We start from the raw sequence: 26,794 nt of genomic DNA on the forward strand, positions 1-26,794 counted from the left end.
ACTCCACTGCAACGTTAGTTAACCCAGCAGTTACTTTTTAGTCATGAAAAAGGAAGAATTATGAAAATTACACAGATTCTATTAACGAGCACCTTATTATTTGGCTTAGTCCAAGCCGCGCATGCCGATCATCATGGAGGCGAAGAAGATAAGCAGAGTTGCCACAAGGCAGACACTAACAGTGATGGCACAATTTCGCGTGATGAATTTATGGCTAAGCATCAGGCACGTGCTGAAAAAATGTTTACTAAACTAGATAAAAATAAAGACGGCAAAATTGATGTGGATGAACATAAGGCCGCGCATGAGGGTGCAGGTCATCGCCACTCTAAAGACGAGAAAAAACCTTAATATCAATAGCATCAACCTGCATGTAAAAGGCTATGAGATGCTGAGTCCTCTACACTTTTCATCATTGATGATTCAGCATCTACTTATTATCAGTTGCCTTTAGATTTAAATGGCGCACGCTCATCAAGCTCATTTGTATATGCGGCAAGTCCTTTAGACTCTTGCGCTACAAACTCTTGAATAGCAACAGCAAAGTCTGGGTTCTCAATTTTATGAAAAGAACTAGTGGATCTAGCTTTAAATCCACGCGCTAGCTTATGCTCGCCTTGTGCACCACCTTCAAAATACTCAATTTTCTCATCAATACAAAATGCTTGTGCTTGATAATAACAAAGCTCAAAGTGTAAATTGGGAACATATTGCACGGATCCCCAGTAGCGCCCATATAGCGTAGTTTTATCATAAATATTTAAAGCTGCTGCGACTGGTTGCTCACCCAAGTAAGCCATCATCAACAAAATATTCTGCGGCATATTTTTACCGATAATTTGGAAAAATTCTCGTGTTAGATATGGTGAAGATCGATGTTCAAAGTAGGTATTTTCATAACACTGATAAAAGAAATCCCACTGTTCAGTGGTGATTTCAGCGCCTTTAATTGACCGACACACCACACCTGAAGCAGCCACTTTTTTTCGTTCTTGCCGAATTTTTTTACGCTTATCGTGGCTTAATTGATTCAGAAAATCATCAAAATCCGAGTAATGCTGATTCTGCCAGCGGAACTGTACGCCATGTCGCTGCAGCCAGCCAGCTTCTTTAAACGACTGTGCAGAATCATCATCTGGAAACAACACATGTGCCGATGACATTTTATTTTTCCGCATTATTTGCGACAAGGCATTGATCAACAGCACCTTCGAATCCGTGGACTTTGTGAGAAGGCGTGCGCTAGTGATTGGTGTAAATGGAATAGATGAAACAAGCTTAGGATAATATGACAAACCACTACGCTCATAAGTTTCAGCCCATGTCCAATCAAACACATATTCACCATAAGAATGATGTTTTATATAGAGTGGCATGGCCCCTATTAATTGCGCATCGTCATACAACAACAACGGACAAGGTTGCCATCCAGTCCCTACACCTACAGAATTTGAGATTTCTAGAGCGCTTAAAAAAGCATGGCTCAGCAACGGCATATCACCGACTAAAGCATCCCATGCCTCAACAGGAAGTTGAGCAATACCGTCTACAACTTCTAGCCTTAACGCCATATATAAGCACCAAATTGATTTATGCCTAATTATGCATGAATCAATAGAGCAAAAGTATAGATACTAAGGAAATGTGGAATAATTGCCTGCGCGCGCAACTTGCTGCGTTGCGCAGTTTTTTGGTTTCGACCGCCACTTTCAGTGGCTTAACATCGGCTGGTGAATTAGCCTACACCGCAACCAAAGGTTTTAGCAACCTCGCTGCATATCGCAGATTATCTCGCATTCTTCGTTCCTTGCGTCTTTGGCGTGTGAATAATGCGCTTCAGCGCATATATTATATGGGCAAGCTAAATCAGCTGGCATATTTCACTGACAAGCCAAAAATGCTCGCTTAACGCATATATTACACGGACACGCTCTTAACGGTTACATTTTATCTCGCTCGGTGACTTGCTCCGCGCCTCTCGAACTTTAAAAACTAAGGAAATAATGATGATAGTGATGTCAGTTAAATCAACATAATCACTAATTGAATTGCAGTTGCGTTAGCGTATTGACTATTATGGATGCTCTATAGTGACTTTTTTTTAGGCGCATTAGTTGCTTGCTTGTTTTTGGCTTTAGCTTCTTCTAGCGCTTCAGCTTCAATCATTCTCTTTTGCTTTTCTAACTGTATCGCAGCTTCAGCTGCTCTGCGGCGCTCAAGAATCCTTGCCTGTGCTTCGACCAGTTCATTTAAAGAGATTACACCGTCCTGATTGGTATCAACACTGTTAAAATGTCTAGCAATTTGAGGCAGTTTTTCTGTCGCTTCTTGTCGATCTATTGTACTGTTGTTATCTGTATCCGCTTCAAAAAAACGTGCCTCAATACTTTCTTGCATTGCACGTCTGCGTTCTTCAATTTGGTCATGACTTGGATCAATGGAGCGCGCATATTCTTCAAGCGCCTTACGTAACATTTCCCTACGTTCAGGGCTAAAGTTTAAATTAAGCGTTTTTTGGTATCCATCAATTCTACTGTCGTCTTCAGCAAGACGCTCATCTTCTGCAACTCGCTTAGACTTGTCTGTTGTTGCAGACAAATTGTTTCTACTTTCAGCATTAAGACTTAAAGAAAAGCTTAAGCCCATGCACAAAATTAGGCACGCATACTTGGTCAATGACATATTGTTTAGCAAGATCAAATCCAAAGAATCAAGGTTCCAATGTTGAGCATTACAATTTAATTTGCATTATCATGAAGCACGTTTGTTAATTGAATGTTTCATTTAAAGGTGAAATTGTAAGAAATTGTAAATTTTTACGATATGTGACATGTGACTATCAATAAAATTTAAAGTTTAATCACATAAAATTGAATATAAATATAAATTTAGCATACACTTTACAGTTATTGAAAATAATATTGTAATGAATACCATTTCAGTATCATTCTATTAAAAATTAAGGTTTAAACATAATGATGGCCGATCAAAATAAAAAAATCTTAGTCGTAGACGATGATGTGCGCTTACGTGAACTGTTGCAACGCTATCTAACTGAGCAAGGCTTTACTGTCAAAACAGCAAATGACGCCAAAGAGATGGACAGCATCCTTAACAATGATGCTATTGATTTATTGGTACTAGACTTGATGTTGCCTGGTGAGGATGGCTTATCTATCTGCCGCAGAATGCGCGGGAGTGCAACCATGATGCCTATCGTGATGCTAACAGCGCGTGGCGATGAAGTAGATCGAATTATCGGCCTTGAGATGGGCGCAGATGATTATTTGCCAAAACCGTTTAATCCGAGAGAATTATTAGCTCGTATTAATGCAGTACTACGCAGGCATGAACGTTTAGTACCGAGCGCACCCGCAAATAATGCAGAGAACATTACGATTGGTGACTTTGTATTTAATGCAGCAACACGCTCTTTAAGTCGCCAAGGTACTGCTATCGCGATCACTAGCGGTGAGTTTGCATTACTGAAAGTATTTGTCGACCACCCGCGCCAACCACTATCACGGGATAGACTCATGCAATTAGCACGTGGACGTGAGTTAGACGTTTATGATCGAAGTATTGATGTGCAAGTGTCGCGTTTGCGTAAACTGATTGAGCCTGATCCTGCGCACCCGCGCTATCTGCAAACCATGTGGGGATTTGGCTACGTATTTATACCAGATGGCGAAGCGGACAATTAGTCAAAAATTAATGCGTCGAACTACCTTAAAAACAAGGACTACTTGACGCAATGCTAACTTTTCTTACTAAAGCCAACATCTTTGCGCCTTTTACCAAAAAAACTACTCTCAAGAATTATGCTACTCATCGCGCTACTATTAGCGATAGGTCAGTTTGCATCTCTAAAGATTTTTGAGTATTTCGAGCGAGAGCCTCGCGCCCAAGCAACTGCATTACAAGCGGTTACCGTTGTAAACTATACACGCGCATCCTTAATTGCATCTCAAGAAAACCTTCGCTTAGCATTGCTTTCAGAGTTAACTGGAAAAGAGGGTGTGCGTATTTATTACGCAGACTTTATGGAAGAAATTGCCCCTCTGCCAGATGACCCATTTATTAACATGGTGGCAGATAAAATCCGTGAGCGCTTAGGTGAACAAACGATTATCACCACTAATCATTATGGAGTAGATGGATTATGGGTCAGCTTTGGCATAGATCAAGATGATTTTTGGGTAGTGATCCCAAACGTACATGTAGAACGAGCCTTCCCATGGCAATGGTTGGGTTGGGTTGGCCTAGTATTAAGCTTATCTTTAGCTGGTGGTTATGTACTTGCTGCTCGCATTAATAAACCACTTAATTTGCTGGTAAGCGCAGCCGATAGATTACGTAAAGGTGAGCGCCCAGAAAAATTACCAGAAGATAGCGTGACAGAACTTCGCGAAGTAAGCACCACCTTTAACAAGATGGCTGAATCGCTCGCAGAACTAGACGCGGAGAGAACGCTTATTCTTGCTGGTGTATCTCATGATATTCGCACACCCTTAGCAAGACTGCGCCTTGCGGTAGAAATGCTGCCTGAAAAAGATTGTGGCTATCTGAAATCTGGTATGGTGCAGGATATTGCAGACATGGATAACATCATCCATCAGTTCTTAGACTTTGTACGCGGCACCGAGGGCGAGCCAACACTGATGGTAGACATCAACACCTTGCTAAAAGGTCTACATGATAGGCAAGAGCGAGCTGGACGTGATTTAGTGATTCAGCTAGCGCCTACTTACAAAGTGCCAATTAAGCCACTTGCCATGCAGCGGCTACTTGATAACCTAGTGGGGAATGCTTACAACTATGGTGGCGGGCAAGTTCGGGTAAGTAGCCAAATATTAGCAGACTGCATTGTAATTAGCGTGTTTGATAACGGGCCTGGTATTCCAGAAACCCATTTAGAAAAAATATTGCGCCCATTTGAGCGGCTTGATACCGCTCGTAGTAATGCGGGAGGCAGTGGTTTAGGCCTAGCGATTGCAGAGCGTATTGCAAAACTGCATCGTGGTAAGCTTGAGCTCATCAACCGCCCTGAAGGTGGCTTAGAGGCTCGCCTCAGCATCCCAATAAAAAACTAACGCAACACACATTACCGCTTTTAATTGGTAACTAGATCATTGATGACTCAGCAATGAATGATCTATTGAAATAAGTCATTCACAAAAAGTGGCAGTGAATAAAAGCACTACACACCAGGCTCAAACCAAGCCAATTTCTCGCGCAGATGCACGACCTCACCAATAATCGTGAGACATGGTGGTTTTAAGCCAGCTTCGATCACTTTTTCAGATAAATCTGCCAAAGTAGCTGCGACTACCTTTTGACGCTGCGTTGTACCCTGCTGCACCACAGCCACAGGCATATCTGGTGAAACACCATGCTTAATTAACTGCTCGCAAATTTGCGCTAAACCCACTAAACCCATGTAAATGACCACAGTTTGTCTTGGTCTGGCCATCGCTTGCCAATCCAAATCTAAACTACCATCTTTTAAGTGCCCAGTAATAAACAAGCAAGCCTGCGCATAATCACGGTGTGTTAGCGGGATTCCTGCATAGCTAGAAACGCCATTAGCCGCCGTGATGCCTGGCACTACTTGGAATGGAACGCCGTGCTCCATCAATGTTTCAATTTCTTCACCACCACGACCAAAAATAAAGGGGTCACCACCTTTTAAGCGGAGTACACGCTTACCTTGCAAAGCAAGTTTAGCAAGCAAGGCATTTATTTCCTCTTGCGGGAGGGTATGCTGATCACGCGATTTACCAACATAAATCAGCTCAGCATCACGGCGCACTAACTCCATCACCTCTGGGCTTACTAATTTATCGTAGACACATACATCACACTGCTGCATCAGCCGTAACGCCCTGAATGTGAGTAAGTCTGGATCACCAGGCCCGCCACCCACCAAAAATACCTCACCTTTGTTAGTGGTGATATTTTCTTGATCAATTAAATCTTGCAATAAAGCGCGTGCTGATTGTTCTTGACCTGACAAAACACGCTCTACTAAGGCGCCTTGCAGCACATCTTCCCAGAATCGACGACGCGCTTGCGTAGTGGTAAACTTTGCTTTTACTTTATCGCGAAATTCACCAGCAATGCCAGCGATACGCCCATAACCAGCGGGCAACATGGTTTCAATTTTTGTCCGAATATAACGCGCTAATACAGGAGCATTGCCCTCACTAGAAACAGCAATCACGACTGGGCTACGCTCGATAATAGACCCCATCGTAAATGTACATAAAGCTGGAGAATCAACGACGTTAACCGGGATATTCAATGACTTTGCATCGAGTGAAACTGCTTCGTTCACCGACTCATCGTCTGTTGCAGCAACGACCAAACATGCACCATCGAGCTGCTGTTTTTGATAGGTAGATTGAATACATTGAATTTTGCCATCATCTACCAGCGCCTGTAGCTCATGACATATTTCTGGTGAAACCAAGGTAATTGCAGCATTGGCTTTTAACAACATGCTAACTTTGCGCGTTGCGACATCACCGCCGCCAATCACAATGCATAATCGATTGGTAATATTGATAAAAATTGGGAGTGCTTGCATGTTTTAAATAACTATTTATTCGTTAAGTTAATCATTTTACCTTTAGTCACCAACTTTGCGTGAGGCAAGTGAGCAAATACGTTAAAATCATATTTTAAGCTTTGGCTACAACACCTTGAACACACCTAAAAAAGTTTTTATTAAGACCTTCGGCTGCCAGATGAACGAGTACGACTCATCTCGGATGGCAGATATGTTGTCTGCATCAGATGGCATGGTAGAGACGCTGACGCCTGAGGATGCAGATGTTATTTTGCTCAACACTTGCTCTGTACGCGAAAAAGCGGAAGATAAAGTGTTTAGTCACCTTGGTCGTTTTATTCCACTCAAAGAAAAAAATCCCAACCTAGTGATAGGCGTGGGCGGATGTGTGGCCTCGCAAGAAGGTGACAATATTATTAAACGCGCGCCTTATGTGGATGTAGTATTTGGCCCGCAAACTTTACACCGCTTGCCAGAAATGATTAAAAACAAGCAAGCAAGCGGCACTTCACAAGTGGATATCAGCTTTCCTGAAATTGAAAAGTTTGATCATTTACCTCCGCCACGAGTGGAAGGCGCCAGTGCATTTTTAAGCATTATGGAAGGTTGTAGCAAATATTGTAGTTTTTGTGTTGTGCCATATACACGAGGGGAAGAGGTTTCTCGCCCATTTGCAGACATTCTGACTGAAGCCGTACAACTTGCAGAACAAGGGGTGAAAGAAATTACCCTGCTAGGCCAAAACGTTAATGCCTACCGCACAGAATATGATGGTGTGGATGCTGATTTAGCCATGCTGATTGAAATGATTGCAGAAATTCCACAAATTGAGCGCATTCGCTTTACTACCAGCCACCCTAATGAAATGAATGAGCGTTTGATTAACTGTTTTGCAACCGTGCCAAAACTTGCAGCGCAATTACATTTACCAGTACAGGCTGGTAGTGACCGCATACTCATGGCCATGAAACGTAATTACACAGGGCTACAATTTAAGTCGATTATCCGTAAACTAAAAACTGCCAATCCTAATTTAACGTTTACGTCCGATTTTATTATTGGCTTTCCAGGTGAAACAGAAGCTGACTTTGATGCGACCGTGAAACTGATGCAGGATGTAGGATTTGATGCAAGCTTTAGCTTTTTGTATAGCCCTCGCCCTGGTACGCCTGCTGCTTTCCTGAAAGATGACACGCCACAAGAAACCAAGCTAGCGCGTTTAGATAAACTACAAGCAATTAACGAAGCTCAAGCTAAAGCAATTTCTGAGGCAATGCTAGGCACAACGCAACGCGTGTTGATTGAAGGAGCCTCATGGAAGGATGCTAGTTTGCTCGCTGGCAAAACTGATAATAACCGCGTAGTTGATATCGCAGGTGATGCAAGCTTGGTACATCAGTTTGTGAACGTGAAAATTACCGATGTTTCTAACCCAAGACGCTTAATTGGCGAGATTGTATAACCATGGAAATTACCTTAACCCCTGAAGACAATGCGCGACTTGCCAACCTGTGCGGGCCGCTGGATGAAAACATCAAGCAAATTGAAACCGCACTTGAGGTGAATATTAATCGCCGTGGTAGTACATTTAACCTCAGTGGCAAGCTCGATAACGTGCGACTTGCCGCTCAATTGATTGAAACCTTTTACAGCCGTGCAAAAAAACCGATTGAACTAGAAGATATTCAATTAGGCTTAGTAGAAATAGACAAGCTCAAACCTGAAGACGTTGCTACAACGGCTATGCCAGTGCTGATGACGCGCCGAGGCGACTTACATGGCCGTACGCCACGCCAAGTAGCCTATCTACAACAAATACAAGACCATGATATTACTTTCGGCATTGGCCCAGCGGGTACTGGTAAAACTTACTTAGCTGTTGCCTGTGCCGTAGATGCCATGACGCGCGACCGCGTAAAACGCATTGTGTTAGTGCGCCCAGCAGTTGAGGCTGGTGAGCGCTTAGGCTTTTTACCTGGCGATTTAAACCAAAAAGTAGACCCTTACCTACGCCCACTATACGACGCGCTATATGACTTAGCTGGCTACGACACCGTGAATAAAATGTTTGAGCGCGGTGCGATTGAAGTAGCACCACTGGCTTACATGCGAGGACGCACGCTCAATCAAAGCTTTATTATCTTAGACGAAGCGCAGAACACAACACCAGAACAGATGAAAATGTTTTTGACGCGCATCGGCTTTGGTACTAAAGCAGTGATTACTGGTGACGTCACCCAAATTGACTTACAACGACATCAGAAAAGCGGCTTAGTAGAAGCGCAAAAGGTACTCAAAGATATCAAAGGCATTGCTATGACGCACTTCTTATCTGGCGATGTTGTGCGCCATCCACTAGTTCAAAAAATCGTAAATGCTTATGAAGAGTACGAATCGCAGCGCAGAGAGTAATGCATTAAAATAATGCCAAAAACTGGCATTGCCAATGCCTAAGGTATAGCAAGGTATAATCGAAAAAACAACGCATAATTTTGGAATAAAAATGACACCAAATAAATACAGCAAGATCATGCAAAAGGGCTTAAGTGCAGTTGAGCAGTTTGTATTGATTATTATTGGCCTAGCGACAATATTAGGCGTTTTTCAGGCCATTCTAAATATCTGGGATGCGCGCACTATTCACGTAGGTGACCTATTGCTGTTATTTTTATATCTTGAAGTAATGTCCATGCTTAGTCATTACCTAAGCGCAGGAAAATTACCAGTCAGATACCCGCTATATATTGGTATTATTGCGCTGGCGCGATTCTTGGTGCTCGATATCAAAGAGCTTGATGCAATGACGATGTTTGCGCTATCTGGCTCAATCTTATTGATTGCATTGGCTATTTTAGTCGTGCGTTATGGACATGTGAAGTTTCCGTACACCGATGGCACAGATTTACAATCGAAGAATGATTAAGCTTACTATATGCCTAAATTAGCCGCCTCCATTCAATATGCAAGCGAGGCTAGCAATCTGCCAACTGCTAGCCAATTTCGCAAGTGGGCAAAGGCCGCCCTAAGAGTAGATACCGAAGTCACAATCCGCATTGTGGATGCTGAAGAAGGAAAAATGCTCAACAACACCTATCGTGGCAAAGATTACGCAACCAACGTGCTGACTTTCCCGCTCACTGAAGCCCCCCACTTGATGGGGGACATCATTATTTGCGCACCAGTCGTTGCCACTGAAGCAATGGCGCAGCATAAAAGCCTAGAAGCGCATTATGCCCATTTAACGGTACATGGCATTTTGCATTTGCATGGCTATGACCATGAAACAGACGCACAAGCCGAACTAATGGAAGGCTTAGAGACTGCAATTGTCACGAAATTAGGGTATGCTTCACCCTATCTCATTACATAGGACGCCAACTAATGGCAACCGACTCGGAAAAACCTAGCTTGTTGGAACGATTAAGTCATTTCTTATTGCGAGAACCTGAAGACCGCGAACAGCTTGTAGAGTTACTACACAGCGCCTACGAAAACAGCTTAATGGATGCAGACTCTCTCGCCATGATAGAGGGTGTGTTACAAGTAAGTGAAATGCAAGTGCGCGACATCATGATCCCGCGCTCACAGATGGATGTCATCGACATCACAGACCCTCCTGAAGTATTTATTCCGAATGTGATCGAAACTGCTCACTCACGCTTCCCTGTGATTGAAGGCAATAAAAACGATGTCATCGGCATTTTGCTGGCAAAAGATTTGTTACGCTACTATGCAGGCGATGACTTTGAAGTGCGCGACATGTTGCGTCCAGCGGTATTTATCCCTGAAGCCAAACGTTTAAACGTACTGTTAAAAGAGTTTCGTAGTAGCCGCAACCATATCGCGATTGTGGTAGATGAATATGGCGGTGTCGCTGGCATGGTCACCATTGAAGATGTGCTCGAGCAAATTGTTGGCGACATTGAAGATGAATATGACTACGACGAAGATGAAGACAATATCATTCAAAATGCAGATGGTCAGTTCCGCGTGAAAGCACTCACAGAGATTGCAGACTTTAATGAAATTATTGGCACAGCATTCAGTGATGAAGAGTTTTCAACGATAGGTGGCTTAGTGGTCAGCAAATTTGGGCACTTACCAAAGCGCAACGAAGAGGTCAGTTTTAGCGGCATTCATATAAAAGTATTACGTGCAGACAGCCGCCGTCTACATAGCATTCTGGTATCGGTTACACCAGAACCTACTACCGTCAGCACTTCATTATAGGTACTCAGTTTAACTCAAAATACTCCATTAAAATTAATCACATAGGGAACTAAGTCCTAAGATTTATTTCATAGCTTTATGTTGTGATGAATTTAAATCCCCTAGTCCAATTTTACTGGAGCTGTTTATGAAATATTTAGTATTTGTTTGGCTTTTTATTGCGCAGTCATTTTTGATACAAACGGCAGTGGCAGAGGAAGCTACAAGTGCCACGACTGCTATCCCCACCATGGAGCAGGACTTTGTAAAATCAATCAATCAATTTAGCAAAGCTCAAATCATTGAACAGTTTGGTGAGCCTGCTAAGGCAGACGATGTAAAAGTAAAGGGCACAGGCAAAATTGTGGCCTCTATTTGGTTATATCATTTTATTAATACCGCGGCTGATGGCTCATATTACGAAACAACTGAATTAGACTTTATTGATGATAAAGTCGTCATGGTTGCGTTCTTAAAAAATGATGGCAGTGAAGGGCCTGAAGCAACTCAGCAATATGAAGTGCCTTTAAAGTAATAAATTAATATAGTTGCATTTCAAATACACTGCCATTAAAGCTTAATTCTCAACAAATATAGCTTTAATGGCTTTATAACAACGAAGACTTTATTCAGTTAGCAACAACGCTCAGTACCATGTAACTTAAACAAATCATGAAGCTAGAAGATGATAAATAACACAGGCCAATCTGGTTATTTATCTGAATTTAGATACGCCCTGCATTTAGCAGTATGCCTGCCTATAAGCTTCCACTCGCTTATCAACCAACTATTTAAACTAGGCTATACTAGTCTAATGGATAAAAAAAATGTTGAAAGAATTATCATTGACAGCCTGTTTCTTACTGCGCACAGACCCGAGTCAACTCTGTTAAAACTGGAAGGCGTACGTGGATACCTGTCACCTTTTAAACTAGCTTACGCAAATCGCGTGCAATTAGTTAATGCATTCAATGTAGATAGTTCAATCCAATCAACAATAGATTTCTTCAAAACAAGAAACGCTGGTTTAACTTGGGTGGTTACATCTAAAGACATTGACCTAGGTTTACCCGAAAAGCTGGTGATGAATGGATTTTCCCCATGTAGATTCCATAAAATATCTGGAATGTATCTTGAATGTTCTGATGCCCCTCTGGAAGAAAACCCAGTTATAAAAATTGAAGAAATATTTACTGATGGTAATACAGAAATGATTGCCCGTGCGTATGGCTATAACGATATTGATTATCCTAAATACCTCTACAGTGTAACTTCTAATCATGGTGACATTCAAAATCGGCTTTATCAAGCTTATGTACAGGATAAAAACAATCCCATAGGCTATGGATTTTGTTCCTATATAGAGAATAATTCCATCGCCCTAATGAGAGGTGCTGCTGTGTTGCCAGAGTATCGAGGGAAAGGCGTCTATAAAGCACTTTTTAGACGGCGACTCGCTGATGCATGTCAAACTGGAATTCAGAGATTCGTGACCCAAGCCGCACGTGATACATCTTACTCAACATGCCTTAGCCTAGGATTCGAGGAAATTTGCCCTTTAGAGCTTTATGAATGGTCTCCGTAATAAATAAAATCTAGCGGCTCTTCAATTTCAATGTAGTGCCAATCTCTGCCTTTTGCCGCCACTGCTGCGGAATAGCCATCAGGGGCGTTAATGTATGTTAAACGCCACTCTTTAGTCGCAAGATGGTTCATTTCATCTTCGCATAAAGCGTCAATGTCGTTTGGGACAGATGAAACAGAAAATGTGTACAAAGGTCGTGAAAACCCAGCACCCAATGCCTTAACATATGCCTCCTTCCGCACCCAAATTTCCGAGAAGGCCATTTTCCTTTCAACGCTATTTAATGACAACAAATAAGCAACTTCTGATGGAGAGTACACAAACTCAGATACTGACTCAGGATCTACGGCCTGCTCCACAGCCTGAATATCTATGCCAACGTCACGACAGCTTGAAACTGCAATCATGGCGATGTTTTTGCTATAAGACATATTGAAGTTGAGGTCAACTTTGTAGCTAAGCGAAGGTTTGCCGCTCGGACCATAGTTAAAGTCTTGAAATGCCCATTCCTTCCCTATGTAACAACTCAGGACTTTACGTAAAGCAGCTCTTGCCCTAATGAATCGTTGCCTTTTATGCAAATCAACGAAGCCGTTTGCCCTAGATATTTCTGAATGTGTTAGCAAAGAAACATCTGCATTACATCTATTTAGATCGATTGTCCAAATATGAACCTCATCTTTAGATAATATGGGTAACGCCATATTCAATCTGAAATCACTCGTTTAATGCACGCTTGCAATGTCTTTGCGACATCTTCCACTTTGGGTAACCTTACCAAATCGCTATGACTGACGTTAAAATTATGGACTCTTACCGAGCCTTTGAGCCATTTTTGCCAGCCAAGAAAGTTGCGACTTACATTCCCAGCAGACTCTTCAGCAATAAAAAAATCAACTTCCTGTGAAGTATCTTGAGGCTGATAGGACATGTGCGCATACTTGTGAGCTTTACGTACCCCCTCGATTTTAAGAAATTTTTTCAGTCTAAATGTGGTGAGTAGGACTGAATATATCAAATTACGTAAACGGTGCGTTTTACCATGACATAGCAGTCTAATAGCCTTGTACCATCGATGTACTTGGTAAACCGATGGGCAAAAAGTATCCAGCATGGCTAATAAAGCCACTTTCTCACCACTTAGATTCAGTTGCTGGACCATTTCATATGCAACAACACCACCACTAGAGTAGCCCGCAATTAAGTATGGTCCTTGGGGCTGAATCTGACGCATGGCGATGATGCAGTTGGCTGCAATTACTTTAATATCGTAGTCTGGAATCCCGTTTCCAAAAACACCTCGCGCCTGTAAGCCATAAACAGTCTGCTCTGGATCAAGATAACGCACCAACTCGTAGTAATCGACAAGATAGCCCCCCATGATATGGACAGCAAATAAAGGCTGACGTGACCCTTTTTTAATTAGCACCAACTCAGGATTGAATCCAAACTGATACTGGTCACGGAGCACTCTGGCTATTGAGTCTATGGTGCCTTCATGAAACCAAAGAAAATCTAAAGGCAGTGTCTTTTGGAAAGTTTTTTGAATCTGCTCCATCATTTGTGCAGCCAGCAAGGAATGTCCGCCAAGGTCAAAAAAATTATCATGAATTCCCACTGGAGAGACCTTGAGTAGGTTCTCCCATATAGCAATGAGATGATGTTCAAAAGAGTCATGATGTTTCTGCGACCTCGTACTAACAACCCTCTTTGGTTGCAGATGCAACAATGCTATGCGATCCACTTTACCACTAGCTGTTAACGGAAGCTCCGATAACAATACAAAATTACGGGGAATCATGTATTCAGGCAACACTTGCTTTAACGCAATCCTAAGCGCCTCTACGCTCGCATGATGAACTCTTGGTACAAGGTATGCTGTTAGAAATTTATGGTCAGGGCTATCCTCACTTAGCATTACAACAGCATGCCGAACTTGCGGTAATGTCTGAAGTGCACCTTCAATCTCTCCCAATTCCACACGGTACCCTCTGATCTTTATTTGGCTGTCCGCTCGCCCTAAAACTTGCAAATACCCATTAGGCATCCAGCGTCCTCTATCGCCACTTTTGAATAGTCTTTTTCCAGGTATGCTGGAAAATGGGTTAGACACAAACTTCTGTAAGGTAAGATGTGAATCATTAAAATATCCTTTTGCCATTTGCCCACCAAGATAGATTTCCCCTTCAACCCCGATTGATACAGGTTGCATTTCGCCATCTAACACATAAACCTCCATCATTGATCCAGGGCGCCCAGTAGCCTGTAAATCATGCTGCTCACCTCTGCGTAACGTCATAGAAACTGCACCAGGCACCTCTGTACATCCATAGATTATGTGTAGTTCTGCATCAAGTCGTGACAGGAAGTCTTTTTTTAATTGGAGAGGAATATTTTCGCCAGAGCAAGTTACAGACTTTAAAGAGTGACAATAAGGAAGATGGTCTGAATCCAACAATACTCGCAGTGCGGTCGGAGTCGAAATTAAATGTGTAATATTATGTTTACTGATATAAAGAGATAGCTCTTGAAAGTTCTTTTCTAGTCCAAGTGGTAGGATAAATAACTGCTGACCACTAAGTAACGGTCGTAATATTTCAGCCCTAGTAAATGTTGTGCCAGAGTCTGTTTTTAGGATGTGTCGCTCGCTTCCTGGTACTGTAGCATTCTGTTCAGACATATAGCCATAAGTTGACATGACAGCTTTAGGCGTACCAGATGAGCCAGATGTAAAGAAAATATAAGATAAATTTTCTGGACTAAGCTCTCCAGCAGATAAGGAAATGTTTGTACTATTATCAGAACACTCAACCTCGTCCATCACAATCAACGAAGCTTCAATATTTTGCAATTTTTGACGATATTTTTTTGTTGTCAGAATTACGGTCGGCTTAACTTCAGCAAACATCACCTCCAAGCGCCTAAGAGTGACAGCTGGTTCAATAAATGCACAAGCACCGCCAGCCTTGTGAATAGCAATAGTCCCGACAACAAGTTCAGGAGAGCGATCCATATATAAGACAACAACTTGTTCTGGGCCAACATTATAGGTCTTGAGCATCCGCCCAAAATAGTTGGCCCTCCAGTTTAGTTGAGCATAGGTAAGTTGCCCCCCCTCATAGAAAACAGCGATAGAGTCTGGTATTTCATTGACATACTCCTCAAATCTACGATGCGGCAGATTGGGTTTCAATGGCATTGCTGGACCAAGACTAAACTCCAAAGCTTTAAAATCTATGGCGGGTTCGTTAGTCTTCAATTAAAGTATATTTCCAATGTAAGCATATAGACAGAGAGGCTCGTCTACCTATTTTTTCAAAGCATCTCGAATTTCACGTAATAAAATAATATCTTCAGCGGTTGGTGCAGGGGCTGCGGCTGGCTCAGCTCTTTTTAGGCGATTCATTTGTTTAACCAACATAAAAATCACAAAAGCTAAGATGATAAAGTTAATTACGATCGTTAAAAAATTACCGTAAGCAAGCATTGGCACACCCGCTTGCTTAAGCGCTGCATAAGTGCCTGTACTACCCTCTGGCACTGCCGCCAAAGCAATAAACATATTACTAAAATCTACATTACCCACTATTTTTCCAATAAGCGGCATAATGATATCGCCCACTAAAGAATCAACAATCTTTCCAAAAGCAGCGCCAATGATGACACCTACTGCTAAATCCATGACATTGCCTTTTAAGGCAAACTGCTTAAATTCTGACGCGATACTCATGCACTTCTCCATGTCTTAAAGTTAATAAATTCAAAGCCCATTTAAAACGGATATGATTAATTTAAATATTTTCACTAGCTTAGGAAATATATGTCTTATCCAACTGACATGTCAACACAAGCCACTTTTTAAACACAAGTTAAATGTTAATTTTTGTTATCTAAGGCTGTAACAAGCTACAATTCGCAACATGCGATTATCTATATCAACCCCTTTATTAAAAACTGCTGCACTGCTTGCTTTAGGTGCTTTTGGCGTATTAGGCTTTGCGCCTTTTTACTTTTACCCTGCTACCATCTTGTCTCTTATTGGTGTTATTTACTTCATGGTATTAAGTGTCACGCCTAAATCTGCCTTTATTGCAGGCTTTACTTATGGTTTAGGCCTGTTTGGCGTTGGCTTTTATTGGATTTACATTAGCCTGCATACTTACGGTGGCATGCCTAGTGTGATGGCTGCTTTCTCAACGTTGGTACTAGCCGCATTTATGGCCTTATTTACTGGTGCTGTTGGCTTATTAAGCAAACAGATATCTAAGCGACAACCAGCACTACTCATCGTCGCCATCCCAGTATTTTGGGCATTAGCAGACTGGGTAAGAAGCTGGATATTTACTGGGTTTCCATGGTTGACGATTGGTTACAGCCAAGTACCAGCAAGCCCGTTAGCTGGCTATATGCCGATTATAGGCGTGTATGGGGTTACGCTACTCACCGTACTTATTGCCAGTATTGTTGGCTATTTACTTGCAGACAAACATAATAGAAAAATCTGGCAACACAAGGCAATTGTTTCAATTTTATTACTATCGGTGACAGGTTATTTGTTAAAACATATTGAATGGACAACGCCAACAGACAAACCACTGAGCGTTAGCTTACTACAAGGCAATGTTGAACAGAGCCTAAAATGGGCGCCTGAAATTGCTGAACACACGATGCAACAATATCTTGCCATGGTAGAAAACAGTGATGCAAAATTAATTGTACTGCCAGAAACCGCACTACCCATACTCGCCAGTGATATTCCTGACGGCTTAAAAGCCAGACTACTCGCCCATGCTCATAGAAACCAAGGAGATATTTTGGTGGGAATGGTCGAGCGCGAACATGGCGAATACTTTAACAGCGTGCTTAGTTACGGCAGCGCTGGCAGTTACACTTACCGTAAATCTCACCTAGTACCATTTGGTGAGTTTATTCCGCTTAAAGTAGCATTTGGCTGGATCTATCGAGATTGGCTTAATATGCCATTAAGTGATTTATCACGTGGCGCTCGATATCAACAACCGATGCCAGTCGCTGGTGAAAAAGTAGCAGTCAATATTTGTTACGAGGACGTGTTCGGCGAGGAAATCATTCGTCAATTACCAATGGCCTCGTTATTAGTCAACGTCAGCAATGATGCGTGGTACGGCGAATCGTACGCGGCAGACCAACACTTGCAGTTCTCTCAAGCGCGCGCACTTGAAACAGGCCGCATGATGCTACGTGCAACCAACACAGGCGCGACAGCCATTATTGACCAAAAAGGCTATCTCACAGCACACGCGCCACACTTTGTGCAAACTTCGCTGAATGGATATGCTCAAGGCTACAGAGGCACAACCCCTTATGTATACTGGGGAAACTGGCTATTTCTGGCCATATGTTTCGGCTTATTGTTGCTGTTATGGAAACGTAACAGAATGTCGTCAAGATAAAACCTATTGCAAGATTACAAAACAAAGTAAAATTGCACTTTTCGCCAATTTCAACGAACACACCATGGCTTTAACATTTCAAGAGATTATTCTCACCCTACAAAAATACTGGAGCGACAAAGGCTGTGCGCTTCTACAATCTTACGACATGGAAGTAGGCGCTGGCACCTCGCACACCGCCACTTTTTTACGCTCATTAGGCCCTGAGCCATGGAAAGCAGCTTACGTGCAACCAAGCCGCCGTCCTAAAGATGGCCGTTATGGCGAAAATCCAAACCGCTTACAACACTACTACCAGTTTCAAGTCGTGTTAAAGCCAGCACCCGCAGACATTCTAGAGCTTTATTTAGGCTCTTTAGAAGCACTGGGGTTTGACCTAAAACAGAATGACATCCGCTTTGTAGAAGACGACTGGGAAAACCCAACACTGGGTGCATGGGGCTTAGGCTGGGAGGTTTGGCTAAATGGCATGGAAGTGACGCAGTTTACTTATTTCCAACAAGTTGGCGGCATTGATTGCAAACCAATTACGGGCGAAATCACCTATGGTTTGGAACGTTTAGCCATGTACCTGCAAGGGGTTGATAACGTATACAACCTAACTTGGACAGTGGATTCAAATGGTAAAGCCTTAAGCTATGGCGATGTATACCTACAAAACGAACAAGAGCAGAGTGCTTACAACTTTGAACACTCAGACGCTGAGTTCTTATTTACCGCATTCAATGCCCATGAAAAACAAGCCAAGCATTTGATGGAAAATCAATTAGCGCTACCTGCTTACGAACAAGTATTAAAAGCCGCGCATACTTTTAACTTATTGGATGCTCGTGGTGCTATTTCCGTCACTGAGCGTGCTGGTTATATCGGCCGCATTCGTAACTTGGCGCGTTCCGTTGCGGCAAGCTATTTAGATAGCCGCGCAAGGCTTGGCTTCCCAATGGCACCAAAAGACTGGGCAGATGAAGTATTAGCAAAGCTTGATAAAGAAAAACAAGAAAAAGATAAGAAGGTTGCTTAAATCATGTCACAACAAAACTTACTTGTAGAATTATTTGTAGAAGAGCTACCACCAAAAGCACTAAAAAGCTTGGGATTTTCATTCTCGAGCACAATTGCTGATGAACTAAAAAAAACTGGTCTGATTGAGTCAATTATATTCGACGATCCTTTAGCTAAGAACCGAAACAATCGAACAAACAACATAAACGAATCCGTTGTTTTAGTCTACGCCACACCTCGCCGTTTAGGAGTTCATATAACAAACGTTGAGTCAAAAGCAGCTGATAAACAAATCTCGCAAAAATTGATGCCAGTGAGCGTAGGCTTGGATGCCAATGGCAACGCTACCCCTGCTCTAATTAAACGTTTAAATGGTATGGGTTTAGACGAAACCGCGGTGTCACAGCTAAGCAAACAAATAGATGGCAAAAACGAAGCCTTGTTTTTAGAAGTGACGCAAAAAGGCGCAGCGCTGAACGATGGCTTACAAAAAGCAATTGAAGAAGCCATACAGAAACTACCTATTCCTAAAGTCATGACCTACCAACTGGCAGATGGCTGGAGCAGTGTTAACTTTGTGCGTCCCGCACATGGCTTAATCGCATTACACGGCAGTGATATTGTGGCAACTAGCGTACTAGGCCTAAATGCAAGCAATCAAACGCAAGGCCACCGCTTTGAGGCTAAATCAGCCAATGTCATCATTAAAAACGCAGACAGTTATGCAGAACAACTTAAAACAGAAGGCGCAGTGATTGCCAGCTTTGCTGAACGTCGTGCTGAAATCGTACGCCAACTCACAACGGCCGCAGCTAAAGAAGGCCTGAAGCCAATTGATGATGATGCATTGCTTGATGAAGTCACTGCATTGGTTGAGCGCCCAAATGTTCTACTTGGTCAATTCGAAGAAATCTATTTAGAAGTTCCGCAAGAGTGTTTGATTCTTACCATGAAGGCGAATCAAAAATACTTCCCACTGCTAGACAGCAATGACAAACTTACCAATAAGTTCTTAATTGTTTCTAACATTTGTCCAGCTGACCCCAGCGCAGTGATTGGTGGTAACGAGCGCGTAGTGCGTCCACGCTTAGCGGATGCTAAGTTCTTTTTTGACCAAGACCGTAAAAAGACCTTGGAATCACGCATTACCAGTTTAGGAAAAGTGGTCTACCACAACAAACTGGGCTCGCAAGGTCAACGTACAGAGCGCGTAGGTGCTATTGCCATTGCCATTGGCAAACAATTAGGTGGTGCTGATTTAGCAACAAAAGCTGTTCTAGCTGCCCAGCTGGCAAAAACTGACTTAATTACTGACATGGTAGGCGAGTTTCCTGAACTACAAGGCATCATGGGCCGCTATTACGCACAACATGAAGGCTTAGATGACGAAGTCGCTTTTGCAATTGAAGACCATTACAAACCTCGCTTTGCTGGCGATGATTTACCCCGCAATCAGGTTGGTATCACCGTAGCGCTGGCAGACAAACTAGAAACCCTAGTTGGTTTATTTAGTATCGGTGAAAAACCTACTGGTGACAAAGACCCATTCGCTTTGCGCAGGCAAGCTTTGGGTATTATCCGCATGTTAATTGAAGGTAAACTATCATTAGCTTTTGAGCCACTTATTCAAGATGTACTTTCCGTATTTGAGCAAGATTCAGCTAATACCGCAGCAACGGTACAAGCCATCAAAGAATTTTGCTTTGACCGTTTAAGCGTTAATTTGCGTGAAAATGGCGCTACAGCACAAGAAGTAGACGCGGTACTTTCACTAGACCCTGCATTACTGAGCGAAATTCCACAACGTCTTACAGCCGTACGTACATTCGCCGAGCTTGCAGAAGCCCCTGCACTTGCCGCCGCTAACAAACGCGTCAGTAACATACTGAAAAAAGTTGAAGCTGAGATTCAAGCACAAGTGAATGTGAGCTTGTTACAAGAGCCCGCTGAAATTGCGCTAAACAACGCACTCATTTCAGTGAAACCAGAAGCCGACAAACTGTTTGAAAATGGCGACTACACCAACTCATTAAAAGCACTGGCTGCACTAAAAGCGCCTGTCGATGACTTCTTTGATAACGTGATGGTCAATGCAGAAGATGCAGCGCTTAAAGCAAACCGCCTAGGTTTGTTAGCGACATTGCACCAAACCATGAACCGTGTGGCAGATTTGTCTAAACTTGCTAGTTAATCACTATATTTTCCCAATCGTCATTCCCGCGTAGGCGGGAATCCAGTCAAGGTGAAATACAGAAATGATAGTTTACTGTAAGAATACTAGAATTTTGAATTACCTAGATTCCCGCCTGCGCGGGAATGACGGAGTGTAAATATGAAACTTGTCATCCTTGATCGTGACGGCGTTATTAATCAAGACTCCGCCAATTTCATTAAAAACCCTAATGAGTGGATTGCAATCCCAGGTAGCCTTGAAGCGATTGCCTTATTGAATCAATCAGGGTTTAGAGTGGTCGTGGCAACCAACCAATCAGGGGTGAGCCGCGGCTTGTTTGATATGGCAACGCTCAATAGCATTCATGACAAAATGCATCGAGAACTCCTGTCGCTAGGCGGACGTATTGATGCAGTTTTTTATTGCCCTCACTCGGCTGACGACAATTGCAACTGCCGCAAACCAAAAACTGGCATGATTAAGGAAATTGGCAAACGCTTTTCTGTTGATCTCAACCAAGTGATTGGTGTTGGTGATGCATTCAGAGATTTACAAGCGTTTGCAAACGCAGGTTGCCAGCCTATTTTGGTGCGCACAGGTAAAGGTGAAGATACGTTAAAGTCTAATGACTTACCCGCCAACACCCTCGTTTTTGCAGATTTAAGCGAAGCAGTGCAACATATCATTTCAGAAAACACTTAAACCATGCTGCTGTTACGTTCTACGCTATTTTTACTTGGGCAGATTATTACTGCGCCAATTTTCACATTCATTGCATTGCTCTCTATGCCGCTTCACCCTGTAACACGCAACGTGCTTATTTCAGGCTGGGCACGCAGCATGATTTGGTGGCTACGTATTACTTGCAATATCCGTCATGAAATCAAAGGGCTAGAGCACTTACCTAGCACCCCTAGCATCATTTTGGCAAAGCATCAGTCAGCATGGGAAACATTAGCGTTTCAGGCTATTTTCCCTACGCAAGTGTATGTGCTTAAACGTGAGTTATTATGGATTCCAATATTTGGCTGGGGCTTAGCCATGTCATCCCCGATTGCAATTGATCGTAGCGCAGGACGCGAAGCGCTCAAAAAGCTTGTAGCAAAAGGTAAAGCTAGGTTAGAAAAAGGCTTATGGGTTGTCATTTTCCCTGAAGGCACACGTAAAGCGCCAGGTGAACGTGGTAAATACCACATTGGCGGTGCGTGGCTTGCAAGCCATACACAAACGCAAGTAGTACCTGTGGCACACAATGCAGGCGAGTTTTGGGCTAAAAATTCTTTTATTAAAAAGCCTGGTGTTATTCAGATACACATTGGTCAGCCGATTCAAACTACTGATGTAAAAACTGACGTATTAAATAGCCAAGTTGAGCATTGGATAGAATCTGAAATGGCAACACTTAAAGCATGAGCCACACCATTCAACTTCCATCGGGCGAACAGATACATTACACATTAGAACGTAGGCAGCGCCGTACCGTAGGTTTAAAAATTACACAAGATGGTTTAGTCATACACGCCCCTAAGCGCATTGCACAATCATACCTAGAAAGCCTGATTGCACTCAAAGCGGACTGGATTCTTAAAAAGTTAGAAACACGTAGTGCCAACCAACATCCACCGATGCAATGGCTAGATGGTAATCAGTTGCTACTGCTGGGCAACTCCATCACCCTTGTAGCAAAACCTGATGTTCGCTCAAGAGCGGTTGAATACACCCCTGGCTTTTTACAATTAGCCATGCCTAATCACGATGAACCAAGCGCGGTTGAGCGAAAAGTGCTGCAATGGTACAAAAAACAGGCACTCACTGACTTTTCCAGACGTTTATCACTGTTTGCCACTAAGTTAGGGGTACCTACCCCTGAACTATATCTCTCCAATGCTCGCTCGCGCTGGGGCAGTTGTAACTCAAGAAAAGAAATTCGGCTAAATTGGCGCTTATTGCAAGCGCCACCCCACATTATCAATTACGTGGTCTGCCATGAGTTGGCTCACTTAAAAGAGATGAATCATTCTGCAAAGTTTTGGGCGGTAGTTGCCAGTATTTTTCCCGATTACAAAGCCGCAGAAAAAGAACTCAAAGCATGGTCGCCAAAACTACACGTCATATAAGTCGATATAGCAGACGATTCAATAAAGTTTACAGCAATTGCTTTACATCACTCGCAATCGCCTCTGGCTTAGTGCCATAATCCACATATAGGCGAATCTTGCCAGTTTTATCAAATAAATAAACACCCGCACTGTGATCAATAGTGTAGCCGCTACGTCCTTTATTTTCGACTTTTGCTGCAAAGATTTTAAAGTCTTTTAATACCGATGCAGTTTGTTCCTTTGACCCATACAAGCCAAGAAATCTTGCATCAAAAGCTGGCACATACTCTGCTAACAACGCTTGCGTGTCGCGCTCTGGATCTAAGGTCACAAATAACACCTGTAGTTCATTAGCATGCCCATCAAGCAGCTTCATTGCCTGTTTAAAATCAGTCAGCGTTGTTGGGCAAACATCAGGGCAATGGGTATAGCCAAAAAACAAGGCAACCACTTTACCCTTAAAATCATTGAGCGACCTCGGCTTACCCGTATGGTCAGTCAAGTTAAGCGTATTACCAAAATCTACGCCTGTAATATCTGTCGCATTAAATTTTTGTTCATTATTTGCCGCGTTACATCCTGCTAAAACAACCATGAAAAGCGCAAGCAATATTAATCTCATGAATTTATTCACTGAATCACACCTTTTGTAGCAACATTAATAGATAAAGATTCTACCATGCACAATAAATTCAACACCTTGCATGATAAATTTATCTGTAAATGCTATAAATTACTGCAAACCAAGTCCGCACTCGTTTACAATATTACTTTTGCAAATTTCAAGCATTTTAAGGACTCAGCATGGCTAACCCTGCAGCAACTTCTGGCGGTATGGCAGACCGCGATGGCGTAATCTGGTATGACGGTAAAATGGTGAACTGGCGTGATGCCACCACTCACGTTTTAACACACACTTTGCACTACGGCATGGGCGTATTTGAAGGTGTTCGCGCTTACAAAACAGACAAAGGTACTGCAATTTTCCGTTTGAAAGAGCATACAGATAGACTATTCCGCTCTGCACATATTCTTGGCATGAAAATGCCTTACAGCAAAGAAGAAATGATAGAAGCGCAAAAAGCAGCAGTGCGCGAAAACAACCTAGAGTCAGCTTACATGCGCCCAATGGCATTTTATGGCGCAGAAGCAATGGGCATCTCAGCAAAAACACTGTCTACACATGTCATCGTAGCCGCGTGGAAGTGGGGCGCATACATGGGTCAAGACGCACTAGATAACGGTATTCGCGTTAAGACGTCCTCATTTTCACGCCACCATGTAAACATCACCATGTGTAAAGCCAAAGCTAATGGCAACTACATGAATAGCATTTTGGCGCACCAAGAAGCAGCGCAAGACGGTTATCAAGAAGCGTTATTGCTAGATGTAGATGGTTTTGTTGCAGAAGGTTCAGGCGAGAACATATTTATTGTTCGTAACGGTAAGCTATACACACCAGACCTGACTAGCGCACTAGAAGGCATCACGCGCGACACCATTGTGCAACTAGCCACTGAGTTAGGCATTCAAGTGATTGAAAAACGCATCACACGCGACGAAGTTTATGGCGCTGATGAAGCTTTCTTTACAGGTACAGCGGCTGAAGTTACACCAATCCGTGAGCTAGATAACCGCGCTATCGGTGCAGGCACTGCTGGCCCGATTACTAAACAACTACAAAAACTATACTTTGACGTTGTGACAGGTAAATCTGCAAAACACGCAGACTGGTTAACATTAGTATAAACACTAGCACCGCCATTCTCGCAAAAGTGAGAATGGCGAAATAAGGATATTTTAATGTCTGATGTAAAAGAAATCGAAGTTTCAGCCAAAGACTTACCACTGCATTGTCCAACGCCAGAAGTAGCGCTGTGGTCATCTCACCCGCGTGTGTTTCTAGACGTAGCAAAGACAGGTCATGTTGCCTGCCCTTACTGTGGCACAAAATACAAATTAAAAGCTGGCGAAGTCGTTGGTCACCATCACTAATTTAAAGTAGTGGTTGATTGATACTCAACAGTTTTAATTTCACTGCCATCCAAATCTTAGTAATGCATGCTCTTTTACTTTGAACTCACTACATACTAAGTTCAAAGCAAAAGACCATGAGACTTACTCGCGGTATCAAGTTATAAAAAACTAACTTCCGCCTTCTGTTTCCATAGAGCCTCTATCACCTGCTGAGCCTCCAAAGCTGGATTATTCGTCCAAAACTTCACATCTGCCAGCGCTGAGCTACTAGAAAGCAAGTCTAGTACTGTTAACCGCTTCTGCAATTGTTTAGCCACAGCAGCACCTGTATCAATTAAAGTGATATGCTCACCCACGACACGCTCTATCAATGGTCGAAGAAATGGATAATGTGTACAGCCAAGCACAATAGTATCGGCCCCCTCGTCTAACAATGGCTGACAATATTTTTTAACCAATCGCAAAGTATTCTCGGCTTGTAACTCACCCCGCTCCACACACTCCACCAAGCCGACACATGCTTGTGTCACTACTTTTACATTGCGTCCATAACTTTCTAGCAACCCTGCAAACTGGGCACTTTTTAGGGTACCTGTGGTTGCAAGCACACCAATAATGCCATTTCGTGAGGCCTCTGCAGCAGGCTTGACTGCTGGCTCCATGCCAATAATAGGTAAAGTATATTTTTCGCGCATCATATCAATGGCAGCTGCAGTCGCTGTATTACAGGCGACCACAATTGCTTTGGCATTTTTTGAGATTAAAAAATCTGTAATATTTATACAACGTGATTGAATTTCTTGTGGACTTTTGTTGCCATAAGGAGCGTGTAAGCTGTCAGCCACATATAGCAATTGTTCATTAGGCAACAGCGCATGAATATGCTGCAATACTGAGATGCCACCTACGCCTGAATCAAATACGGCTATCGGCCTAAGCTTCATATCATGCGTGTTAGATTGATCGGTCATCGTTAAGGCGGTCATCAGTTACAATGCATATATTATAAACCGTTGGGATTATTAAATCTCCAATGTCACTTTGCAAAAAACATAGCATCAAATATACAAAAACTTACACGTAAAAGGATTCAATCATGGGTAATCGATTAAGTAAAATTTACACTCGCACAGGCGATGATGGCACGACTGGGCTAGGTGATGGCAGTCGCATCAGCAAAGATAGCATTCGTGTCGATGCGATGGGCGATGTGGATGAGTTGAACTCAGTGATTGGTTTAATTTTATCGGAGCCTATTTCTCAGCACCTGCAAGAGGCCCTCACAAAGATTCAACACGATTTATTTAATCTAGGTGGAGAAATCTGCATTCCAGGTTATGTATTGTTAAAACAAGCTTGTGTTGATGACTTGGAGCAGACCATTGACAATCTCAACAGCGAATTAAGCCCATTAAAAGAATTTATATTACCAGGCGGCAGTAAAGGTGCTTCTTTCTGCCATTTAGCGCGTACAGTATGCCGCCGTGCAGAACGAAAATTAATTGAATTACACCGCAATGAAAAAGTCACTGAGATTTCATTGCAATATTTAAATCGCTTATCTGATTTATTATTTGTGATGTGCCGCATTATTAACAAAGAAGCTGGTGTTAGTGACGTATTATGGAAAAATGAGCACGCTTGATATCATATTGATCCTTAAATTACAGCACCAACGCCGAATATCATGGGCTTTCATAACATCCATTCATCAACTATGGCAATTTATCAATCGTCATGATTTTA

28 protein-coding genes are annotated in these 26,794 nt (G+C 42.6%); 20 read left to right on the plus strand and 8 right to left on the minus strand.

Annotation, left to right across the window (positions count from 1 at the left end):
• Positions 1-60: 60 nt before the first annotated feature.
• Positions 61-351: an EF-hand domain-containing protein gene (locus Q7U33_RS03535; RefSeq protein WP_304858202.1), complete on the plus strand. Its 291-nt coding sequence runs from the start codon at positions 61-63 to the stop codon at positions 349-351.
• Between the two features lie 89 nt (positions 352-440).
• Here Q7U33_RS03535 and Q7U33_RS03540 read toward each other — a convergent pair whose 3' ends face one another.
• Entirely contained in the window at positions 441-1,571 is a 1,131-nt protein-coding gene (locus Q7U33_RS03540; protein WP_304858203.1) for a GNAT family N-acetyltransferase, read from the minus strand.
• Between the two features lie 71 nt (positions 1,572-1,642).
• On the opposite strand from Q7U33_RS03540, the gene Q7U33_RS03545 reads away from it, so the two are divergent.
• Entirely contained in the window at positions 1,643-1,909 is a 267-nt protein-coding gene (locus Q7U33_RS03545; RefSeq protein ID WP_304858204.1) for a hypothetical protein, read from the plus strand.
• Between the two features lie 176 nt (positions 1,910-2,085).
• Here Q7U33_RS03545 and Q7U33_RS03550 read toward each other — a convergent pair whose 3' ends face one another.
• The gene (locus Q7U33_RS03550; RefSeq protein ID WP_304858205.1) at positions 2,086-2,598 is read right to left on the minus strand and encodes an EF-hand domain-containing protein; all 513 of its coding nucleotides are present in this window, start codon (positions 2,596-2,598) and stop codon (positions 2,086-2,088) included.
• A gap of 377 nt (positions 2,599-2,975) precedes the next feature.
• Between Q7U33_RS03550 and ompR the strand changes: the two genes are divergently transcribed.
• Together ompR and Q7U33_RS03560 are read left to right on the plus strand one after the other, a co-directional pair.
• Positions 2,976-3,704 carry a two-component system response regulator OmpR gene (gene ompR, locus Q7U33_RS03555; protein ID WP_304858206.1) on the plus strand — a complete coding sequence of 243 codons (729 nt, stop codon included), beginning with the start codon at positions 2,976-2,978 and terminating at the stop codon, positions 3,702-3,704.
• Positions 3,705-3,785: 81 nt separating this feature from the next.
• A complete protein-coding gene (locus tag Q7U33_RS03560; protein ID WP_304858207.1) occupies positions 3,786-5,093 on the plus strand; it encodes a sensor histidine kinase in 1,308 nt (435 codons plus the stop codon).
• A gap of 107 nt (positions 5,094-5,200) precedes the next feature.
• On the opposite strand, the gene cysG is transcribed toward Q7U33_RS03560, so the two are convergent.
• A complete protein-coding gene (gene cysG / locus Q7U33_RS03565) occupies positions 5,201-6,589 on the minus strand; it encodes a siroheme synthase CysG (RefSeq protein ID WP_304858208.1) in 1,389 nt (462 codons plus the stop codon).
• A 115-nt stretch (positions 6,590-6,704) separates the two neighbouring features.
• Here cysG and miaB point away from each other — a divergent pair, with 115 nt between their 5' ends.
• The 7 genes from miaB to Q7U33_RS03600 all read left to right on the plus strand — a co-directional run bounded on the left by miaB (position 6,705) and on the right by Q7U33_RS03600 (position 12,365).
• Positions 6,705-8,033, plus strand: coding sequence for a tRNA (N6-isopentenyl adenosine(37)-C2)-methylthiotransferase MiaB (gene miaB, locus Q7U33_RS03570; protein ID WP_304858209.1), 1,329 nt, complete (start codon positions 6,705-6,707; stop codon positions 8,031-8,033).
• A gap of 2 nt (positions 8,034-8,035) precedes the next feature.
• Positions 8,036-8,983, plus strand: a complete 948-nt coding sequence (locus Q7U33_RS03575; RefSeq protein WP_304858211.1) for a PhoH family protein — start codon at positions 8,036-8,038, stop codon at positions 8,981-8,983.
• Between the two features lie 91 nt (positions 8,984-9,074).
• Complete coding sequence (locus tag Q7U33_RS03580; RefSeq protein ID WP_304858212.1) at positions 9,075-9,494, plus strand: phosphate-starvation-inducible protein PsiE; 420 nt, start codon at positions 9,075-9,077, stop codon at positions 9,492-9,494.
• Positions 9,495-9,503: 9 nt separating this feature from the next.
• Positions 9,504-9,941, plus strand: a complete 438-nt coding sequence (gene ybeY, locus Q7U33_RS03585; RefSeq protein ID WP_304858213.1) for an rRNA maturation RNase YbeY — start codon at positions 9,504-9,506, stop codon at positions 9,939-9,941.
• A gap of 11 nt (positions 9,942-9,952) precedes the next feature.
• Positions 9,953-10,801 carry an HlyC/CorC family transporter gene (locus tag Q7U33_RS03590; protein ID WP_304858215.1) on the plus strand — a complete coding sequence of 283 codons (849 nt, stop codon included), beginning with the start codon at positions 9,953-9,955 and terminating at the stop codon, positions 10,799-10,801.
• A gap of 127 nt (positions 10,802-10,928) precedes the next feature.
• Positions 10,929-11,315, plus strand: coding sequence for a hypothetical protein (locus Q7U33_RS03595; protein WP_304858216.1), 387 nt, complete (start codon positions 10,929-10,931; stop codon positions 11,313-11,315).
• Between the two features lie 279 nt (positions 11,316-11,594).
• A complete protein-coding gene (locus Q7U33_RS03600) occupies positions 11,595-12,365 on the plus strand; it encodes a GNAT family N-acetyltransferase (RefSeq protein ID WP_304858217.1) in 771 nt (256 codons plus the stop codon).
• Here Q7U33_RS03600 and Q7U33_RS03605 read toward each other — a convergent pair.
• Genes Q7U33_RS03605 through mscL form a run of 3 tightly spaced genes read right to left on the minus strand, consistent with a single transcriptional unit; the run spans position 12,347 to position 16,095 of the window.
• Positions 12,347-13,069: a 4'-phosphopantetheinyl transferase superfamily protein gene (locus Q7U33_RS03605; RefSeq protein WP_304858219.1), complete on the minus strand. Its 723-nt coding sequence runs from the start codon at positions 13,067-13,069 to the stop codon at positions 12,347-12,349. The two genes, Q7U33_RS03600 and Q7U33_RS03605, sit on opposite strands and share 19 nt — an antisense overlap.
• Before the next feature lie 2 nt (positions 13,070-13,071).
• Positions 13,072-15,624 carry an AMP-binding protein gene (locus Q7U33_RS03610; protein ID WP_304858220.1) on the minus strand — a complete coding sequence of 851 codons (2,553 nt, stop codon included), beginning with the start codon at positions 15,622-15,624 and terminating at the stop codon, positions 13,072-13,074.
• A 48-nt stretch (positions 15,625-15,672) separates the two neighbouring features.
• A complete protein-coding gene (gene mscL, locus Q7U33_RS03615) occupies positions 15,673-16,095 on the minus strand; it encodes a large conductance mechanosensitive channel protein MscL (protein ID WP_304858222.1) in 423 nt (140 codons plus the stop codon).
• Between the two features lie 190 nt (positions 16,096-16,285).
• Between mscL and lnt the strand changes: the two genes are divergently transcribed.
• The 6 genes from lnt to Q7U33_RS03645 all read left to right on the plus strand — a co-directional run bounded on the left by lnt (position 16,286) and on the right by Q7U33_RS03645 (position 23,089).
• On the plus strand, positions 16,286-17,797 hold the full coding sequence (lnt, locus tag Q7U33_RS03620; RefSeq protein WP_304858225.1) for an apolipoprotein N-acyltransferase: 1,512 nt from the start codon (positions 16,286-16,288) through the stop codon (positions 17,795-17,797).
• A gap of 64 nt (positions 17,798-17,861) precedes the next feature.
• Entirely contained in the window at positions 17,862-18,818 is a 957-nt protein-coding gene (gene glyQ, locus Q7U33_RS03625; protein ID WP_304858227.1) for a glycine--tRNA ligase subunit alpha, read from the plus strand.
• A gap of 3 nt (positions 18,819-18,821) precedes the next feature.
• Positions 18,822-20,990: a glycine--tRNA ligase subunit beta gene (gene glyS, locus Q7U33_RS03630; RefSeq protein ID WP_304858229.1), complete on the plus strand. Its 2,169-nt coding sequence runs from the start codon at positions 18,822-18,824 to the stop codon at positions 20,988-20,990.
• Positions 20,991-21,131: 141 nt separating this feature from the next.
• Complete coding sequence (gene gmhB / locus Q7U33_RS03635) at positions 21,132-21,674, plus strand: D-glycero-beta-D-manno-heptose 1,7-bisphosphate 7-phosphatase (protein ID WP_304858231.1); 543 nt, start codon at positions 21,132-21,134, stop codon at positions 21,672-21,674.
• 3 nt (positions 21,675-21,677) lie between these two features.
• Positions 21,678-22,385, plus strand: a complete 708-nt coding sequence (locus tag Q7U33_RS03640) for a 1-acyl-sn-glycerol-3-phosphate acyltransferase (RefSeq protein WP_304858233.1) — start codon at positions 21,678-21,680, stop codon at positions 22,383-22,385.
• The gene (locus Q7U33_RS03645) at positions 22,382-23,089 is read left to right on the plus strand and encodes a M48 family metallopeptidase (protein WP_304858235.1); all 708 of its coding nucleotides are present in this window, start codon (positions 22,382-22,384) and stop codon (positions 23,087-23,089) included. Before Q7U33_RS03640 ends, Q7U33_RS03645 begins: the two co-directional genes overlap by 4 nt.
• Positions 23,090-23,117: 28 nt before the next feature.
• Here Q7U33_RS03645 and Q7U33_RS03650 read toward each other — a convergent pair whose 3' ends face one another.
• Positions 23,118-23,693 (minus strand): SCO family protein, encoded by a 576-nt coding sequence (locus Q7U33_RS03650; RefSeq protein ID WP_370651979.1) that lies wholly within the window; start codon positions 23,691-23,693, stop codon positions 23,118-23,120.
• Between the two features lie 182 nt (positions 23,694-23,875).
• On the opposite strand from Q7U33_RS03650, the gene Q7U33_RS03655 reads away from it, so the two are divergent.
• Together Q7U33_RS03655 and Q7U33_RS03660 are read left to right on the plus strand one after the other, a co-directional pair.
• Positions 23,876-24,820, plus strand: a complete 945-nt coding sequence (locus tag Q7U33_RS03655; protein WP_304858237.1) for a branched-chain amino acid transaminase — start codon at positions 23,876-23,878, stop codon at positions 24,818-24,820.
• 54 nt (positions 24,821-24,874) lie between these two features.
• A complete protein-coding gene (locus Q7U33_RS03660; RefSeq protein WP_036302191.1) occupies positions 24,875-25,066 on the plus strand; it encodes a zinc-finger domain-containing protein in 192 nt (63 codons plus the stop codon).
• A gap of 140 nt (positions 25,067-25,206) precedes the next feature.
• Here Q7U33_RS03660 and murI read toward each other — a convergent pair whose 3' ends face one another.
• Positions 25,207-26,034, minus strand: coding sequence for a glutamate racemase (murI, locus tag Q7U33_RS03665; protein WP_304858239.1), 828 nt, complete (start codon positions 26,032-26,034; stop codon positions 25,207-25,209).
• Between the two features lie 110 nt (positions 26,035-26,144).
• Between murI and Q7U33_RS03670 the strand changes: the two genes are divergently transcribed.
• Positions 26,145-26,693: a cob(I)yrinic acid a,c-diamide adenosyltransferase gene (locus tag Q7U33_RS03670; protein ID WP_304858240.1), complete on the plus strand. Its 549-nt coding sequence runs from the start codon at positions 26,145-26,147 to the stop codon at positions 26,691-26,693.
• The last annotated feature ends 101 nt before the right edge of the window (positions 26,694-26,794 follow it).

It is taken from the genome of Methylotenera sp., from assembly GCF_030653755.1.
GTDB lineage: Bacteria > Pseudomonadota > Gammaproteobacteria > Burkholderiales > Methylophilaceae > Methylotenera.